Genomic DNA, 19,083 nt, shown 5'->3' with positions numbered 1-19,083 from the left:
TAACGAAACCCGACAAGTTTTTGAAACCTGTCGGGTTTTCTATAAGGTAAAGATAAAACACAGCTTTAATCCCACAAAAAAAGGAGTTAATTCAATCGAATTAACTCCTTTTTTTATAACCTATTCTTTGATTCTAATTTTGAATCACTTTTAATGTTGTTCCATTTACAAAACTATCATGCGAGATAAAGAAACTATTCAAAGGTTTTCCGTTTATTTGAATTTCTCTGATTTTTCCATCTGTATTTACTTCTCGTTCAATTACAATATTGTCTTTTTTATAATATCTGGAATCTAATTTAATCGTTACTTTATCAAACATTGGTGTTGTAATAGTATAGATTGGTTCTCCTGGAGATATTGGATAAATTCCCATCATAGAATATACTAACCAAGCCGACATGGTTCCTGTATCGTCATTTCCGGGTAATCCTTTTGGTTCATTTTTAAAATATTCTCTCACCAATTTCTTCACCATTTCCTGACTTTTCCATTCTTCTCCTTTTATGTAATTAAACAAATAAGGATAGGCAATATCCGGCTCGTTTGCCATATCAAATTGTTTGATGTCAAAAACTTTTTGCAATTGATCTGAAAAAGGTTTATCGCCTCCCATTAATTTTATCAATCCTTTCATATCATGCGGTACCATAAAAGCATATTGCCAAGCATTTCCTTCTATAAAACCAACATTTTCCTGAAAATTAGCTCCTGCATTAGGATCAAAAGGTTCATACCACTTTCCGTCTGCTGTTCGTGGTCGAAGTAATTTTAAATCTTTATCAAATAATTTTTGATACGATAATGATCGTTTAGAAAAACGCTTAAAATCTTCTTTTTCACCTAAGGCTTTTGCCAAAAGTGAAATCGCATAATCTGATGCATTATACTCTTCTGTAGTCGAAACTGAACCATGATAATTGGTTGATAAATACCCTTTTTGAATGTATTCTTTAAGCCCGGGACGCAACGGATTATCTTCAATTTGATCTGCACCTTTTAACATTGCATGGTAAGCTTTGTAAATATCAAAATCCTGAATTCCTTTTAAGCACGCGTCTACTATAACTATACTTGCCGGATCTCCAACCATTGTAAATGTTTCGGTTGAATTTAATTCCCATTTTGGCAACCAGCCGTTTTCATCGTACATTTCTAACATGCTTTTTATCATATCAGATTGCTGTTTAGGATACACTAAAGATGTTAAAGGATGCATATTTCGATAGGTATCCCATAACGAAAATACTGTATAACGCGTATCATAGGTTCGTCCAATCTTGGTTCTTTTTATTTTGGGGTATTCGCCATTTAAATCATTTAATGTATTTGGGTGAATTAAAGTGTGATACAACGCCGTATAAAAAATAACCTTATCCTGATACGACCCACCTTCTACCAAAATTTTAGACAGCTCTTCGTTCCATTCGTTAAATGTTTCTTTGTAAACATCATCAAATGATTTATAACCTGTTTCTTTTTCCAGATTCTCGCGGGCATTTTCGATACTTACATACGAGATTCCAATTTTAACTTCGACTGTTTCTTTTTTATCAAAATTATACGAAAAATAAGTTCCAATGCTGTCTCCAACAACGGTTTTAACTGTATTTTTCATTATTCGGGTTTTACCATTATAGCCCATCCATTGTGCTTCAACACCTTTATATTTTGTTGTATTTTTCCATACGCCAAAATGGTCTGCCGGTCTTGAAAATTTAGCAACGAAATAAACCGGATAAGCATCTTCTGGACTATTGTAACAAAATGATCCAACAGAACGCATTCCTTCTATTTCTGTAGACGAAACTACTTTTACCATTGCACCTTCTTCATTTGTTAATCCTAAACCAAGATTCAATAAAATATTAGATTGCCCTTTTGGGAAAGTAAATCTACTTACTCCCACTCTTTTTGAAGCTGTAAATTCTCCTTTAACCTTATATTTATCAAGATCTACACTATAATAAGCCGTTTTAGCAACTTCTTTAGAATAAGTAGATCCATATTTTAAATGATCGATTTCAACTGCTCCTGTTGTTGGCATTAACAAAATAACACCTAAATCCGGACAACCAACGCCACTTAAATTTACCTGACTGAATCCGGTTAAAAATTTATTTTCATTGACATAAGGATTTGACAACCATTGGCTGTCTTTTTCTAACGGATTTTGAGGTCCCGCCACATTAAACGGACTAATACTTGCCATTCCTCTTGGTGCAATTGGCCCCGGAAAAGTAGCTCCGTAATTGGAAGTTCCAATAAGCGGATTTACAAAATCAGCCGGCTGTTGTGCAAAAGTAATTATGCTAAAAAACAGCATGCTCAAAAAACATGCTGCTTGTATTGTTATTCTGTTACTAAAAATCATTTTTAATCTTCTATCTGTTAATGGCTTCAATCTTTAAAGTCCACGCTTCTTTACAAGGTAAATTATTTACTAAACTTTCCGGAATTGCAACTTTAAATCCTTCGGCTAATTTCGTCCATTTTAATGGTTTATTAAAACCTAACATCGATATTTTTGTTCCTTTTTTTGGATTGATTGATTTTACAACAACTTCTGAAGGAATTTTCTGTTCTCCGTCTTTAGCCAAATAAAACAAGAACACGTTTCCTGCCTTATTTTGAGTCATGCAAATATTGTTTTCTTTATATGGCGCAATTGGTTTTGTATTATAAATTGCAGTACTATTTACTTTCATCCAATCTCCGTAAGCTGCCAATAAATCATAAGCGCCTTGTTGCCATTCACCTTCCGGACTTGGAGCAACATTCAACAATAAATTTCCGCCTTTTGCTACTACATCAATAAGCATATGAATTCCTTCTCTGCCTGTTAAATATTTAGCATCAGGAGTATACGACCATCCACCGCCTGATGTAATGCAAGACTCCCAAGGATAAGGTAACGTTTTTTCGGGAACACGGTTTTCAGGAGTTAAATAGTTCTGGTTTTTTCCGTGAACTGCTCGGTCTACCACAATTAATCCTGGTTGTTTTTGGCGTGCTTTTACAACCAATTCGTCCATTTTTACATCTTGGTCAACAACTCTGTGTTTTATAAATCCATTTTTAGAAGTATTTTCTGCAAACTTCTCTTTATAATTTTCATCGATATTTTGTTGGTCTCTTTTTTTAACCCATCCACCGTCTAACCATAAAATATCAACTTTGCCGTAATCAGTCAATAATTCTAAAATTTGGTTGTGCGTAAAGTCAACATACTTTTGCCATTTTTCAGGATAAAGCGACGGATCATAATTTACGTTTCTGTCAAAAGGTGGAAAATAAGGATCCCAATAGTTCTCGTTATGCCAATCTGGTTTAGAAAAATAGGCACCAACTGATAAATTTTCTTTTCTAAAAGCATTAAAAACTTCTTTTGCAATATTTGATTTTGGATTACTGCTAAAAGCACATGCTGCGTCTGTTACTTTATAATCTGTATATTTTGAATCGAACATCGAAAATCCGTCATGATGTTTTGTCGTAAAAACCATGTACTTCATTCCGGCGGTTTTTGCTGCTTTTGCCCATTTTTCAGGATCAAATTTCACGGGATTGAATGATTTTTTCAAACCTTCATACTCTTTTACGTATTGGTTGTAATTATTAGGATTACTTCCTTTTTTACGTTCGCACCATCCGTAATCTTCTGGACAAATCGACCACGATTCTACGATTCCCCATTGGCTGTAAGTTCCCCAGTGCATCAATAATCCAAACTTTTTGCCTTGCCACTCGTCTAAGTTTTTCAATACGACCGGATCTGTTTCCGGCACATACCGTTCATCTTCATAAATGGCTTGCGAAAACATTTGAACTGAAAATAAAATTGCAATTATGAATATTCCTCTTTTCATAGTTAGTTTATTTTTTGGTTTTTGATTTTGGTTTTTGTTTTTTTTTAAAACACATAGAGACATAGTTTTTTATGGCTTAAAAAAAGGCGTTTCACTTGTCTTAATGCACATAGATACTTTTTTTTGTCATCTCAGGGAACGAGGAATGACAAAAAATGCGTTTTATCTAAATAAGTACAACACATGCTAACGATTCGGAATCAGGACTATGTGTGAGAAACTAGTTTCTTTTTATATTTTTCTTATTCATTACTAAATATAAATCTATGTCTCTATGTGTTTAAAATAAATACACTCAACAATTTTAATTCACTAAAATCTCATCGACAAACAACCATGAACTTTCGCCTTTTGGGCTCTTTTTTAAGTTGGTTGCAATTACTTTTACAAATCTTACATTTTGCTTTTCGAAGTTGATTTTAAAATCTTTCAACTCAGAATTTACATTCTTCGCATACGGACGTATTATTTTGCCAACTTCCTTATAATGAATACTGTCGTTTGACACTAAAACTTTTACTTGTGTTGGAAAGTTAATTCCTGCTCCTTGACTTTCTAAAGTTCCAATGGCTACTTGCGATATACCTTGCTCTTTTTCAAGGTCAATTACAACTTCCATATCATTGACTAACCAAGCTTGCCATTGACCATCGTGAAAGTTTTTTGATCCTCGAATAGTGTTTACCATTCCAAAAAGTCCATCTCCTTTATAATTGTCATTATATGGCGTTAGATATTTTACTTTATGACCCACGGCTTTATGAAACACGATTGTATCTGTAAATGTTTTTCCAACTGGTTTATCATTTTGAAACAACGATGCTTTTAGAACTGTTGTTCCTGTAAACTGAATTGGGTTTGTATATTTTACAGCATTATTATCTATACTTTTATCTCCCAGAACATAACGAATATCCGGATTTGGGAACTCGTTTTTTAAGGTAACATTAATCACTTTTTTAGCTAAATCTGCTGTAGATGAAGCCGAAACTAAATAAGCACTTTTTGAATAATTGATTCCTAAATAATCATATCTTTTTAATAAAGAAGGTAATCTGGAGGTAAAACTATTCCAATTGCGATTTTCTTTTGAACTCCATAAAACCTCTGACAAAGCTGCTAATCTTGGGAAAATCATGTACTCTGAAGCTTGTGGACTTGTTAGAAATTCTGCCCATAAATTGGCCTGTCCGCCTAAAACATGGCTGGCTTCTTGTGGTGTCATTGCCTCAACAACGGGATCGAATTCGTACACTTTATTTAGCGGATTATAGGCATCAAAAGCCAAAGGTTCTTCGTTTTGAGGTCCTTGATAAAAGTTAAAATAACAAGGTGACTCCGGCGACATAATTACGTCGTGACCTTGCTTTGCTGCTTCGGTTCCTCCTTTTGTTCCTCTCCAACTCATTACTGTTGCTTCTGGAGCTAAACCACCTTCTAATATTTCGTCCCAGCCAATTATTTTTTTGCCTTTAGAATTGATGTATTTTTCCATTCTTTTTACAAAATAGCTCTGCAATTCATGAACATTTTTTAAGCCATGTTCTTTCATTCTTTTTTGACAATGCGGACATTTCTCCCAATTGGTTTTGGTTGCTTCATCACCACCAATATGAATGTATTTTGATGGAAAAATATTTATAACTTCATCAATTACATTTTCTAAAAACTCGAATGTTGTTTCTTTTCCTGCACAATAAATATCTGTAATGGGCCATAATCCGCCTGATGGAACTCCAATTCTTTGATTAAAACATGCTAATTCTGGATAAGCCGCTATTGCAGAGCTTACGTGTGCCGGCATTTCAATCTCCGGAATGATTTCGATGTTTTTTGCGGCTGCGTATTTTACAATTTCTTTTAATTCTTCTTGTGTCAAAAAGCCTCCGTAAGTTCCTTTTTCATCAGGATTTGTAACAAGCCTTGCGTTCCAGGCAGCATTTTCCTGATCGACTCTCCAAGCTCCAACTTCGGTTAATTTTGGATATTTTTTAATCTCAATTCTCCAACCTTGGTCGTCTACTAAATGCAAATGCAACACATTCATCTTTAACATTGCCAAACGATCGATGGTTTGAATTACGTAGCTTTTATCAAAAAAATGACGCGATAAATCTAACATTAATCCTCTCCATTGAAAACGTGGTTCATCTGTAATGGTCACATTCGGAATTTCCCATTTTGCTACTGTTTGAGTAGTTTTACTTTCAATAGCCTCAGGAAGTAATTGTCTAATGGTTTCTAAACCGTAGATAAAACCTGCATTTCCGTTTGCTGTAACGGTAATACTATTGTTGTTTACTTCTAATTTATAAGCTTCTTTATGAAGATTTGAATCGACTTTAAATTGAATATAATTGCGTTGTGGCACTTTTGCTCCTAAAATCGGGCGCCAGCCTGCAGCTGCACCAAACTTGTTAATTAAGGCGTTCGAGATATATTTCTGAAAATCTGTAGTAGCAACAAAAACGGTATTTTTAGAAAACTCAAAACTTCCTGTTTGAATCAATAATTGATTTGGTTTTGGGATTATCTGAATGTCTTTGTCTGTAAAAACTTTCTTCTGACTATAACCCGAACTTAAAACTGCTAAGAAGATTAAGACGAATAAGGGTTTTAATGTTCTCATAATTATTATTTTAAAGATGGTGTTATTTTAAATTGATATTGATAATTTTTATCTTTTAATAGATATTTTTCCATTGGCCAAGCTTGCCAACTGTCTATTCCGCCAACTCCCATTTGTTTAGAATCGATTTTTAAACTGGTTAAATCTCTTTCTTTCAATTCGGCTGCGTGTCTTTGGTCTTTTTCGAGTCCGTCGTCTAAATCTTCATTAAAAAAATGAAGGGCAGTAATTGCTAATAAACTATCGGATATTACGGTTAATTTCAATTGATTTCCAGATAATTCTAAGAAACGTACCTCTGTTTTATTTCCTGTTTCCTGCGGACGAATGTATGGATAGTATTGCTCTGAAACTGTTTGCGTGTAAAGTCCCACTTTCGAACTGTAATTTCTGTCGACATAGTTTTCATGCGGGCCACGTCCATAATATTTCATATTGCTAAAATCTTTTGGAACAATTACTTCCATACCAAATCTTGGTAACATTGGCGTTTCAATTGCTTTATCAATATTTAATTCTTCTTTTACAAGCAATTCTCCGTTGCTATTAATTTCATAATTCAATCCTAATTTTGCAAAAACCTGTGGTAAACTATAGGTCGCTTTTATTTGAATTTTATTGTCTTTCGTAGCAGTATAACTCCAATCTATAAGCACTGGATTTTCTGTAGCTGCTTTCCACGCTATTAAGTTTTTCTGAAAATTAGCTCCAAAATCATTATCATTTGGTGCTCTCCAAAAATTGGGACGCAATTGATATCCGTCTTTTATAATTGGTAGATTATTGAATGAATAACCACTAATAAATCCTGTTTTTTTGTCGAAAGTAATTTCGGCTTTATCACTTTTAAAAACGGTACTATTCGCTTTTTTCTCTACCGACATTTTTCCAGAACCTTCGATTTTTACATCGTTTTTCCAAGTTCCTTTATACGCCAATTGTTCTGTTGCGATTTCGAAACCTTTTGGTAAAAATGGTTCATCTTCTTTTAGCTGATAACTGATGTTTATAAAAGCTTCCTGAAAATTTTTATCGCCTAATTTAATTGGTAAAGTATATGTTTTAGACTTATTTGCAATGATTGCTAAATCTTGGATAGTTCCTGTTTCTTGTACAACTCCGTCTAAAATTAATTTCCAGTTTAAGGTTACATTACTCAAATCTTTAAACGAGAATTCATTGTATACTTTAATCGTTGCTGTTTCTTGATTTTCCCAAGATGTTAGAATATTTTGTTGTACATTTTTTACTTCAAATGCATGCGGATTTGGTTTTCTGTCTACTGTAAATACTCCGTTGTTTACAAAGTTGTTGTCGCTTTTAACATCTTTTGGTCCAAAATCTCCTCCGTATGCTAAAATTGTAGTTCCGTTATTTAGTTTTTTATAAACTGATTGATCGATCATATCCCAGATAAATCCGCCTTGAAAGTTTGGATATTTACGATACACATCCCAATAATCTTTAAAATTTCCCATCGAATTTCCCATTGCATGTGCATATTCACACTGAATGTAAGGTCTTGACGGATTTGGATTTGCCAAGATATATTCTTCCATTTTATTGGGCGAACTGTACATTGGATCGATAATATCAGAATCCCATTCAAATTTTAAATCTTTTCCGTCCCAAGCTCCCGCAGTTGCTCTTTCGTACTGAATTGGTCTTGATTTATCGCGGTTTTTTATCCACAAATATCCTCTATAAAAATTGTAACCGTTTCCGGCTTCGTTCCCCATACTCCAAATAATGATTGAGGTATGATTTTTATCTCTTTCGATCATTCGCTGCATACGCTGAAGGTGTGCCAACTCCCAATCTGGTTTATTGCCCAGTGTTTTGGTAATATCGTAACCCATTCCGTGCGATTCTATATTGGCTTCGTCGACAACATAAATTCCGTATTTATCACATAATTCGTAGAAATATTCATCATTTGGATAATGCGACATTCTTACAGCATTGATATTAAATTGTTTCATCAATTTAATATCTTCTTCCATTCTTTCTCTCGAAATTGTTTGTCCGGTTATTGGATCAACTTCATGACGGTTTACACCTTTTATGTAAATTGCTTTTCCATTTACTAAAAGCTGTCCGTCTTTTATTTCTACTTTTCTAAAACCAGTATTGTGATTAATTACTTCGACAACATTTCCTTTTTTATCTTTTAAAACAAAACTTACCTGATATAAATTCGGAATTTCGGCACTCCACTTTTTTGGGTTGTTTACTGCAAATTCAAATATTTGTTTTTCGCTTAAAGCGGAAATAACTTTTGAGGCAATAATCTTGTCACCATCCTTTAGCTGAACGTCTAAGGTATAATTGTCTTTTTTATCTAAATTGGAAAATTGAGTTGAAATTTTTAGTGTTCCGTTTACATAATTTGCATCTAAATCCGGAATAATTTCAAAGTCGTTTAAATGGGCTTTATTTCGGGCAACCAAATAAGAATCTCTGGTAATTCCGCTCATTCTCCACATGTCCTGACATTCTAAATACGAACCGTCATTCCATTTCATTACTTGCAGTACAATCGTGTTTTTACCGGTTTTTACATATTTATTCAGATTGAATTCTGACGGTAATTTTCCATCTTCACCATAACCTACGTAAACACCATTTACCCAAACGGTAAGGTTTGATTTTGCTGTACCAATATGCAGCAAAATATCTTTTCCTTCCCACGATTTATCGATTGTTATTTCTCTTCTATAAACTCCGGTTGGATTGTATTTTGTGGGTACAAACGGCGGATTTGGCGCCATTAAATAATCAAAATCGTAGGTTGTATTGACATATACCGGATATCCATAACCATTTACATCCCAACTTGCTGGAATTTTAAAATTATCCCACGCTTTATCATCAAAATTGGTTTTCTCGAAATCTTTTGGAAGTAAGGTTGGATTGTCAACATATTTAAATTTCCACGCTCCATTAATATCCAGATAATTTTTCGATTGCCTCCATTCGTTTTTGCCTGCTAATGTTTCATTTTCAAAAACATAATAAGCGGCGTGCATGGGTTCACGATTATCTTCATTGATTTTTTCGTTTTGCCAAAACGGAACTTTTTCCTGCGCATTTACAGTTAAAATCGAGGTTGCTAATAATGATAATATGGATATTGATTTTTTCATTCTTGGTTGGTTTACACTCTCTCTTGTTTTTTAAACACATAGAGACATAGATTTTAAAACTTAAAAAAAGGCGTTTCACTTACTATAAAACACATAGCTTTCTTATAGTAAGTTAAAAAACAAAATCTATATCTCTTTAAAGTAAAAATACACTGTTATTTTAAACTGGCTTTTGTTTCTTTTATAGTTTTAAAATTACTTTCAGATAAAGCATTTCCATCAAAGAATGAAACTCCTACTGCTCCATTTTCTTTGGCATACAAAATAGCTTCTTTTAGTTCTTTATCATTCTTTAAACCCGGAACGTAAATTCCAGTATTGATTTTAGTTTTCTTGTCTTTTAAATCGGCTACACCTTGTTTAGTTGCGTATCCAACCCAGTCAATTTCTTCATCATAAAAACTATTGTAAATCATTGGATACACTTGGTCAATATTCCATTTGTCCCAACGCTGACGTACCATATGATCTGCCATTTCAGGATATGGAAATACAGCAGCTGTTAAGTTTTTATTGTGTTTATGAGCAATTTCATAAGCATCATTAACCACTGCCTGAATGGCATTTAATCTAAAGTTTTTCCACTCCATATCGATCGAAGTGTTGTGACTTTCTTTTGGGTTTTTATGATGGATTTTTTCAAATGCTTTCACACATTCATCGCAGTAACAAAAGTCGAATTGAGGTAATTCTACATCTTGAACTAAGTTGTATTTTGGCAATAAGCTAATTGGTAAAAAGATGTCCGGAAAACGAATATAATCTAAGTGTACACTTTCGATTCCGTCTACTTTTGCCAATTCTTCAACTAATTTTAAAACGTGCTCTCTGGATTCTTTTCTGGTTGGACATAACCATTGGTAATAATCTACATATGGACGGGTATCAAAGCAGGATTTCCCTTCTTTGCTTACCTGATACCATTCTGGATGTTGCAATGCAATTGAATCGCCGGGCCTGTTCATTGCCATAATCCATGCATGTACTTTTAGTCCTTCTTTTGTGGCTAATGGTACTAGTCTTTTTAAAAGTTTTGGATCTGTTGAGGTATTTATAAGCACTTCATCAATTCCTCCGTCTTTGTATTTTTTAAATTCTTTTGTATAATCTGCATCTGATTTTTTGGCATCGGCTGTTGTCCATACTCCAAATTTAAAAGTGGTTTGTTCTTCTTTTTTAGTACATGAAAAAATAGTCAATGCTAATAAAAAAAGTAATAATTTTGGTAGTTTCATAGTGGTTTATTTTGTGGTTATTTTCCCATCCTGCCTTATTACATAGGTTGTGTTAGAGAATGGACTTTTTACTAAAATATTATATCCTGATGAATGGTTTTCTATTGTTGGTTTTAAAATTTTACCATCGACAATTATGCTTGTTTTGGTAAGATCTGCAATAGACTTCGCCCAGGTTTTGTGTTTTTCAAAATATCCTTTTTGGGCACGATATAAAGTATATAATTCCCATTTTACTTTTTCGTCCTGTGGAATTGTAAAGGTGTCTTTCTCCTCTTTGGAAGAGAAATAAACATAACCCCATTTTTCGGGTTCATGCATATTGATTACACCCATTGGCGACCAAACCCAATTGTACTCTGGTAAAAACTTTCCTTGGGCGTCTTTCTTTCGCTCGTAAGTTCCATTTTTAATACTATGCTGCCAGTTTACTCTTGAAAAATTGACTCTCCAAAATTTATCTACAGGAACATTTTGATCGAAAAATGTGGTTCTGTAAGCTGCCCACGGAATTGCCATTTCCAGAACCCAACCTTCATCTGTATCATTTGGATTGTTAAGTGTTCCGTTAACCTTTACAGCTGATTTTAATCCTGGAATATTCCAATCGTTTGCTACTACAATATCGCTTTCACGATATGGTTTTGTCAGGAACAAATCCCAAGCAGTATTTAGGGCGTTTATTTCTAATTCGTAATAGTTGAAGGTATCGTTGTCCGGATCGACAAAAACTTCAAAATCGTTGTTGTAAAAAATAATGGTATCGCGTTGCTTTAAGTTTGCCCAAACGTGCGGTTCTTCCATTTTTGCTAATATATAGAAATTGGTTTCGTCCCAAAGCATTTTTACTTTTGTAGCATACTTTGGTTTTACACCGTTTTCGATATCTTCAAAAAGGTCTGTCCAATCTGCTTTACTCCACGAAACATCAGATTCGTCTCCGTCAATTACAATTGGCGTTTTCGTTTTTGCGGCCACATATGTTTTGGGCACAACTGTTTTTTTTGACTGCGAATATCCAATTATCGAAATTAACCCTAAAGCAACTGTAAACCATTTAAGTTTTAAAACCATCTTTTTTCTATAAACTGTTATCTTTTGTAAACTGAATTACTTCGCTTAATTTACCAAATGCTATAGCAACAACTGTATCTGCTGCACCATAATAAACTGCCAATTTATCTTCTTCTGTATCATGCAATGCTGCACATGGGAAAACTACGTTTGGCACATCTCCAACCATTTCATAAAGTTCTGCTGGACCTAGTAAATAAGGTTGTGTTCTGTATTTTACCTGATCTGGCGCATCAACATCTAAAAGTGCTGAACCCATTGCATAACGGAAACCGTTGCAGGTATTGATAACTCCATGATAGATCATCAACCATCCTTCATTTGTTAAAATAGGAATTGGTCCTGCTCCAACTTTTGTACATTGCCAGGCACTATCTTCAAAAGGTGTTGGTTTCATTACTAAACGGTGTTCTCCCCAATATTTCATATCCGGACTGTAACTAATCCAAATATCTCCAAAAGGCGTATGTCCGTTATCACTTGGACGGCTTAACATAGCGTATTTTCCGTTTATTTTCTGCGGAAACAAAACTCCATTTCTATTGAAGGGTAAAAAAGCATTTTCGCATTGAAAAAATTCTTTAAAGTCAAATGTATATCCAATACCAATTGTTGGTCCGTTGTACCCGTTACACCAGGTAATCCAGTAACGATCTTCTATAAAAACAACACGAGGATCATATTTATAAGCCGATTCGATCATCTCAGTATTTCCTGACTGCATTACAATTGGTTCGTGATTGATGTCCCAATCGATCCCGTTTTTACTAAAACCGGCAAAAATATTCATTTGAACGGCTTTGTTATCGCATCTAAAAACACCCGCAAATCCATCTCCAAAAGGAACTACAGCACTATTAAAAATACTGTTTGATGATGGTATTGCATATCTTTCAATAATTGGATTTTCAGTGTATCTCCACATTACATCATTACTGTTTTCGGGTCTGTCTTGCCAAGGAATACTGCTCATTTTTTTTATTTTTTGTTTATTGTTTTTTATTTTTTCTGTGTCATTATTAACACACAGAAACATAGTTTTTAAAATTTAAAAAAGGGGTTTTGGTTAGTTCAAAAGATATAGCTATGTGTGGAAACTTTCTTTTGTAATTCTTCTTTTCTAATTGTAAAAATCTATGTTTCTATGCGTTTAATGCTTTAATTAATCTTCAATTCTTCTAACTTTATCCAGCCAAGTGAATTTTAAAATTATCATTGTTACTAAGAATACCAATAATGCTATAAAGGCTTTTGGATAATCTCTGATAACAAAATAAATTGGAAGCAATATCATACTTGACTGCCATACGATCCCAATCACACAATTTAGCATGTCTTTCCAGAAATCATTATTTTTTTCGAATGTAGGATCTTCTGCTTTTAATAAATTAGAAACTGGTTTCCACCAACCCCAAGGTCTTACGTTCGCGTAGAAAGATTTTAAAACTTCCATATCTGTTGGTTTGCTTAAGAAAGTTCCTAAAAGACAGCCCAATATTGAAAAACCAAATATTACCGGAAACAGGTAAATTGCCTGTACTTGTGCTAACTCATATAAAAATGATCCTTCGGCTAAACTTCCTTTGGCTTGACCTAAAGCAAATTGCAAAGAAGCAACGATTAATCCGGCAAACATTCCCCAGAAATAGCCCCATCCGTTAAAACGCCACCAAATCCATTTTAAGAAATTGGCCGCTACATAACCACCATATAAAGCACTTGTAATCCATAAGGTTAACGAGTTTATTGAGTCTGCAAAGAATCCCATAAAAACACCTAAACCAACAACTATGAACGAAGAAATTTGGCTCACTTTTATATAGTGTGCATTTGTTGCAACGGGTTTAAAATATTTTTTATAAATATCATTTACAATATAAGCGGGTCCTGCATTTACAAAAGCTGAAAACCCGGACATAAAAGCAGCTAATAAACCTGCTAGTAAAAGTCCTTTTATTCCAACAGGAAGGTATAAATTAACCACTTTAGGCATTAATAATTCCAAATCAGCTCCGGTTAAACCTGTGTTTGCGTTTAACTCTGGTGCTAAATTTATCAACGCAATTACCACAATTCCTGTTATTAATAAATATCTAGGAATAAATAAGATCAGGTTGGTAAAACCACTCATGTAAGCAGCTTCTTTTACAGATTTTGTAGATAGAATTCGTTGTAAATCGTAACTTGGTGTTGGTCCCGCAACGCTGGCAAAGAAACCTTTAAACAATGTCATTCCGATAAAAGCGCCAAACATTTTATATCCTTCAGAATCGATTAAGGCATTGAAGGTCTGAAATTTTTCGCTCCATTGTGTTTCGAATTGCCATCCGAAAAAAACATTTTTCCATTCTTCGGTAATAACTGAATTGATCTGAATATCTGTATAATTAATAAAAGCATAACCTGCAATCAGGACACTGGCAACAATCATAATTAAATATTGCACAACTTCTGTAGCAACTACAGAAAACATTCCGCCTTTTACAGTATAAATTGTAGTTAAAAATATGATTATTAAAGCGTAAGATCGCTCTGAGGTAAGTACAACTAAATCTCCGTAATGAAGGGCCAAATCCCAAGGAAGAATAATGGTTATAAATTTCCCGATTCCTTCAAAAAAGTAAGCGATGAAACCAATTGTAGAAATGATAGCAAAAATAGCCACAATAATATGTGATGCTTTTCCGGCTTTGTCGTTTCCAAATCGGGTTAAAATCCACTCAGAACCCGTCATCACTTTAGATCTTCTAATCCAAACTGCGAGGAACATCATTACAAAAATCTGGTTCCAAATGGGCCAAAGCCACATAAACATGAAACTTTTTACTCCATATAAAAACAATACTCCAATCATCCATGAAGTTCCTGAAACGTCAAACATTCCTGATCCGTTGCTCAATCCTAAAAAATACCATTTGATTGTTTTTCCGCCAAGGAAATAATCATCTAAGCCTTTTGATGCTTTTCTTGAAATCCAAATTCCTATTCCTACTGATAGCACAATATAGGCTACGATGATTGATACGTCAATGATATCCATTAATTTTAATATTTGTTTATTAGTTAGTTAAATAGTAATTTATGCTTTTAGTACTTTTCTTCGGTTAGCAGCAAAGCCAAAAATCCTCTCATTTTTTTATGAATATTCAAGGAAACGATTAATTTGTGAAGTGGTTAATGCTACAGCGATTTTAAAATTTTCAAGAAAAACTTGTTGATTATATGATATTGCTTTTTTGTTAACATAGCTATTTTTGATTTGAATGAAAATTTATTGTGAGAAGTTTCTAGTGGATAAAAAATCTTATTGACTATTATTTTTATACCTTTTTATTTTACAACTTGCAATCAGAATTACTAGTAAAATTTAACCGCAAAAAAAACCACTATAAAACATTCTTAATTAAGCTTTAAACTTAAACAAATTTGAATTTTATTAACACTATTTTAGACAGACAACATATAAACTTAGACAAACACCAAAAAAAGTCACAAAATATACTACTATTATGAATTTCAATTCTGGCAAACTTTATCGTGTACCATTACATTATCATATCCTTTTTTGGCTTACTTACTTTTTATTCAACACATTTCGCTGGGGAATTTATTTTAATGATTATTGGTACTCATTCAAAACTAATTTATTAGGCTTTCCAATTCATATGACATTATGTTATTTGAATATTTTAATTTTCATGCCTTATTTAGTTTATCGAAAAAAATATCTTCTCTACGTACTGACCATCTTATCGTCTATATTTATAATGGTCATCATTAAATTTAATCTTACTTATTTATTGATAAATCATAACGTATGGCCAGAAGGACCTCAAACAATTGATAAACTAACACTCAACTATACTATCGATATGATGATTGGTGAGCTCTACGTTATCACATTTGTGACAGCAATTAAGATTACGCTGGATTTTCTTAAAGAACAAAAAAGAGTTGCCGATCTTGAAAAATCTCAATTAGAAACAGAATTGCTTTTCCTGAAATCTCAAATCTCTCCGCACTTTCTGTTCAATACCTTAAATAATATATATTCTTTATCTGTCGAGAAATCAAACAAAACTCCAAAAGTTGTTCTTAAGCTATCAGAACTAATGCGTTATATGCTGTACGATACAAAAAGCAAAAAGCAAACTTTAGAGAACGAAATACTTTGTATTCAGAATTATTTGGATCTTGAGAGAATTAGAAATGACGATCGCTTAGAAATAAACATGTCAATTTCCGGTGATATTCATGATAAAACAATATCTCCCATAATATTATTGACCTTTATTGAAAATGCATTTAAACATGGTGTAAATAAGAATACTGGAAAAGTAATTATCAATATTAGCTTTAAAGTAAAAGGTGATTTTTTGCATTTTACAATTGCTAATCCAATGCCAGAAATTACTCATCATAAAGATAACTTTAACAAGTCAAGTGGTATAGGTATTGAAAATGTCAAAAAAAGACTGGAATTAGATTATAATAAAAAGGACTACAATCTTTCTTTTAAGAATAAAAAGAATATTTTTGTTGTTAAGCTTATAATTAAAGTTACTTAACTTGAATTTAAATTTTATTACCTTAATTTTTTCGCTCAAAAAAAATAATAATTGCAAAAATGAAAATAAATTGTTTGATTATAGATGATGAACCATTAGCAATTAATGTTATCAAAAACTATTTGGAGCCAATTGAAAATTATGATGTGATAAACACTTTTACGAACCCAATCGAGGGCTTGAATTTTCTAAAAAATAATAACGTCGATGTCCTATTTCTGGATATTAATATGCCTGTTCTAGATGGAATTAATTTTCTGAAAAGTCTGGAAAACCCTCCATTGGTAATTATTACAAGTGCCTACAGTGAATTTGCTATAGAAACTTACGAACTCGATGTCTTAGACTTTTTAGTAAAACCTGTCGAATTTCCCAGGTTAATGAAAGCACTAAACAAGGCTGGTAAAAGACTTGAAAACAAAAACAATCCGCTTCAGGAAAGCAGTACAGAAAGTCCTTTTATCTTTTTGAAAATTGACAAAAAAAGAATGAAGAAGATTTTCTTAAATGAAATTTTGGTTATCGAAAGCCTTAAGGATTATTTAAAAATAAGCACTTTAACTGGCAAATACATCATTCACAGTACCTTATCTGATTTCACGGATTTGTTGCCTGAACGAAACTTTTTAAGAATACACAGATCTTTTACTGTAGCCATTGATAAAATTGATGCTGTTGAAGGAAACAGCGTTGAAATTGAAGGTATTCGATACGTAATTGGCAGATCATATATGGATCACGTAAAACAAAGAATTCTAAATTCTTCAAATTAAAAAATACTATTATTTTTATTTTCACTCAAGACTTTTATCAACGTTCTAAAATTTGTTGATCCTTTTTTTCCATTATTTCATTTTAATTGTAGAATGGATTTTAGAGTTGATTCTTTTCTATCACAAAAAATCAACCTTTAATCCAAATTGCAATGCACTTTTGCATAATTTTAATCAAAATGAAGTATATGCATTCCACTACAAAGGTCTAATCTGATGAAAGAACGTAGAATTAGACCTTGTGTCGATGACTTATTACAAATACGATCTTTATATTAGGAAGTTAGTAATAAAGATGAAAGTGGCTCTATATAACCCAAAAATCTCCGGCTGTGTACTAACAAAGGAACACATATTCTATCCACAGACGACAAATACATTACATTCTTTGAATGCCCATAATGGAGTAAATTGATAAAGCAGACATTTTTTTAAAATATGCTTAATAAATTAAATAAAAGCATGAAATACAATTTTTAAAAACAACTCCTTTAAACTTGATCAGAGCATTTTTTTATATTTATTAAGAACTTAATTCAGCCATTTTTTTCGTTTAAACCAAATCAAAGGAGCAATGAAACAAATCAATATCAACGCTATTGCATAAATATATCCATATTCCCACACTAGCTCAGGCATATTTTTAAAATTCATACCATATACTCCGGCCACAAGCATGGGTAACGAAATACACATAGTTATAATAGTCAATGTTTTAAAAATTCGGTTTTGCTCTAAGTCTATTTTAGTAGAAACATAATCCTTTAGGTCGTCTAAACGTTCAAAATTGTTCTGAACATATTCATTTATAACTCCTAAATCACTTAATTCCAATAAAATTTCTTCTTTAATTTCAGGAGTTAATTTATTGCTTTTCCGAAGTAAGTGCATAATTCGTCTAAATTCATTAAGAGATTCCTTAACAATTAGATTATTGAATTTTAATGCTGTAATTTCATTCAATCCATGTTCAGAAAAATGATTCTGTTTCTGCAAATTCAAAAAAATTGTTTTGATATTCTTCGCTATGATTTCTGTCAAGTCCGCAAAATAATCAGGAATAATCCCAACCATCATTAACAAAAATGTGTTTAGGTTAAAGGGTAAATCCTTTGTTCTATCAAAATGTTCCTGCCTTTTACTTTCAGTTATAAAACTCTCAAAATTTATATCCATAAAAGCGAACATTATTGTTTTGGTCAGAATAAATGAAACTATAATTTCTTCAATTTTATTTTGAGGAGTTAAATAAGGAAACGAAAAATTAAATGCTAATTGATCCTCTTTTTCAAGATAGTGTGAACTTATTTCAATATCATCACTATTATTCAATATCGTCGCATCAATACCAAACAGCTTTTCAAGGGCTATGATATCCTCTTTATTATAATTAACAATTTGAATACTATTTATAGTACTTAAGTCTTCAGGCAATTCCTTAATACTTTTTATCTTAGTAATGTTTTTACTCTTATCTAAAATTTCGATAATCATGGATCGTAATTTATTTACAATTTTATACTCTACTGCTTACTCGATTCTAATAAATACTATCCCTGTCAGACTAGTTGCATCTAAGATAGTTTCATTATCTATCAAATCCAAGAGAAAAGATTTATACTCAATTACCAATTGCCCAAGTAAGTATTTCTATTAATAAAACAAAAACTTATATAACGCAAAAAACCCTATCCGAATTGGATAGGGTTTTTAAAAGAAAGGCGACGACATACTCTCCCACATAACTGCAGTACCATCTGCGCAGGCGGGCTTAACTACTCTGTTCGGG

Annotated in this window: 11 protein-coding genes; 2 read left to right on the top strand and 9 right to left on the bottom strand. The window is 32.7% G+C overall.

Annotation, left to right across the window (positions count from 1 at the left end):
* Positions 1 to 133: 133 nt before the first annotated feature.
* The 8 genes from ACHRVZ_RS11260 to ACHRVZ_RS11225 form a co-directional block, all read right to left on the bottom strand.
* A complete protein-coding gene (locus tag ACHRVZ_RS11260; RefSeq protein ID WP_395422523.1) occupies positions 134 to 2,374 on the bottom strand; it encodes a GH92 family glycosyl hydrolase in 2,241 nt (746 codons plus the stop codon).
* A gap of 10 nt (positions 2,375 to 2,384) precedes the next feature.
* Positions 2,385 to 3,869 carry an alpha-L-fucosidase gene (locus tag ACHRVZ_RS11255; RefSeq protein ID WP_395422521.1) on the bottom strand — a complete coding sequence of 495 codons (1,485 nt, stop codon included), beginning with the start codon at positions 3,867 to 3,869 and terminating at the stop codon, positions 2,385 to 2,387.
* Positions 3,870 to 4,173: 304 nt separating this feature from the next.
* Complete coding sequence (locus tag ACHRVZ_RS11250; protein WP_395422520.1) at positions 4,174 to 6,498, bottom strand: beta-N-acetylhexosaminidase; 2,325 nt, start codon at positions 6,496 to 6,498, stop codon at positions 4,174 to 4,176.
* 5 nt (positions 6,499 to 6,503) lie between these two features.
* The gene (locus tag ACHRVZ_RS11245; RefSeq protein WP_395422519.1) at positions 6,504 to 9,644 is read right to left on the bottom strand and encodes a glycoside hydrolase family 2 TIM barrel-domain containing protein; all 3,141 of its coding nucleotides are present in this window, start codon (positions 9,642 to 9,644) and stop codon (positions 6,504 to 6,506) included.
* 155 nt (positions 9,645 to 9,799) lie between these two features.
* Positions 9,800 to 10,879, bottom strand: a complete 1,080-nt coding sequence (locus ACHRVZ_RS11240) for a putative glycoside hydrolase (RefSeq protein ID WP_395422517.1) — start codon at positions 10,877 to 10,879, stop codon at positions 9,800 to 9,802.
* 6 nt (positions 10,880 to 10,885) lie between these two features.
* Positions 10,886 to 11,953, bottom strand: a complete 1,068-nt coding sequence (locus ACHRVZ_RS11235; protein WP_395422515.1) for a carbohydrate-binding family 9-like protein — start codon at positions 11,951 to 11,953, stop codon at positions 10,886 to 10,888.
* A gap of 7 nt (positions 11,954 to 11,960) precedes the next feature.
* Positions 11,961 to 12,926, bottom strand: a complete 966-nt coding sequence (locus ACHRVZ_RS11230) for a glycoside hydrolase family 130 protein (protein WP_041515602.1) — start codon at positions 12,924 to 12,926, stop codon at positions 11,961 to 11,963.
* A gap of 189 nt (positions 12,927 to 13,115) precedes the next feature.
* Entirely contained in the window at positions 13,116 to 14,993 is a 1,878-nt protein-coding gene (locus ACHRVZ_RS11225) for a sodium:solute symporter family protein (protein ID WP_395422514.1), read from the bottom strand.
* Positions 14,994 to 15,462: 469 nt separating this feature from the next.
* Here ACHRVZ_RS11225 and ACHRVZ_RS11220 point away from each other — a divergent pair, with 469 nt between their 5' ends.
* Both ACHRVZ_RS11220 and ACHRVZ_RS11215 read left to right on the top strand, forming a co-directional pair.
* Positions 15,463 to 16,521, top strand: a complete 1,059-nt coding sequence (locus tag ACHRVZ_RS11220) for a sensor histidine kinase (protein WP_395422513.1) — start codon at positions 15,463 to 15,465, stop codon at positions 16,519 to 16,521.
* Positions 16,522 to 16,580: 59 nt separating this feature from the next.
* Entirely contained in the window at positions 16,581 to 17,294 is a 714-nt protein-coding gene (locus tag ACHRVZ_RS11215) for a LytR/AlgR family response regulator transcription factor (RefSeq protein ID WP_395422511.1), read from the top strand.
* Between the two features lie 531 nt (positions 17,295 to 17,825).
* Here the strand turns inward: ACHRVZ_RS11215 and ACHRVZ_RS11210 are convergent.
* Positions 17,826 to 18,788, bottom strand: a complete 963-nt coding sequence (locus tag ACHRVZ_RS11210; RefSeq protein WP_395422510.1) for a CorA family divalent cation transporter — start codon at positions 18,786 to 18,788, stop codon at positions 17,826 to 17,828.
* Positions 18,789 to 19,083 lie beyond the last annotated feature (295 nt).

Source organism: Flavobacterium sp. FlaQc-57 (assembly GCF_044007395.1).
Lineage (GTDB): Bacteria > Bacteroidota > Bacteroidia > Flavobacteriales > Flavobacteriaceae > Flavobacterium.
The sequence above is the reverse complement of the archived record's forward strand: the minus strand, read 5'-3'. Positions and strand labels throughout refer to the sequence as shown.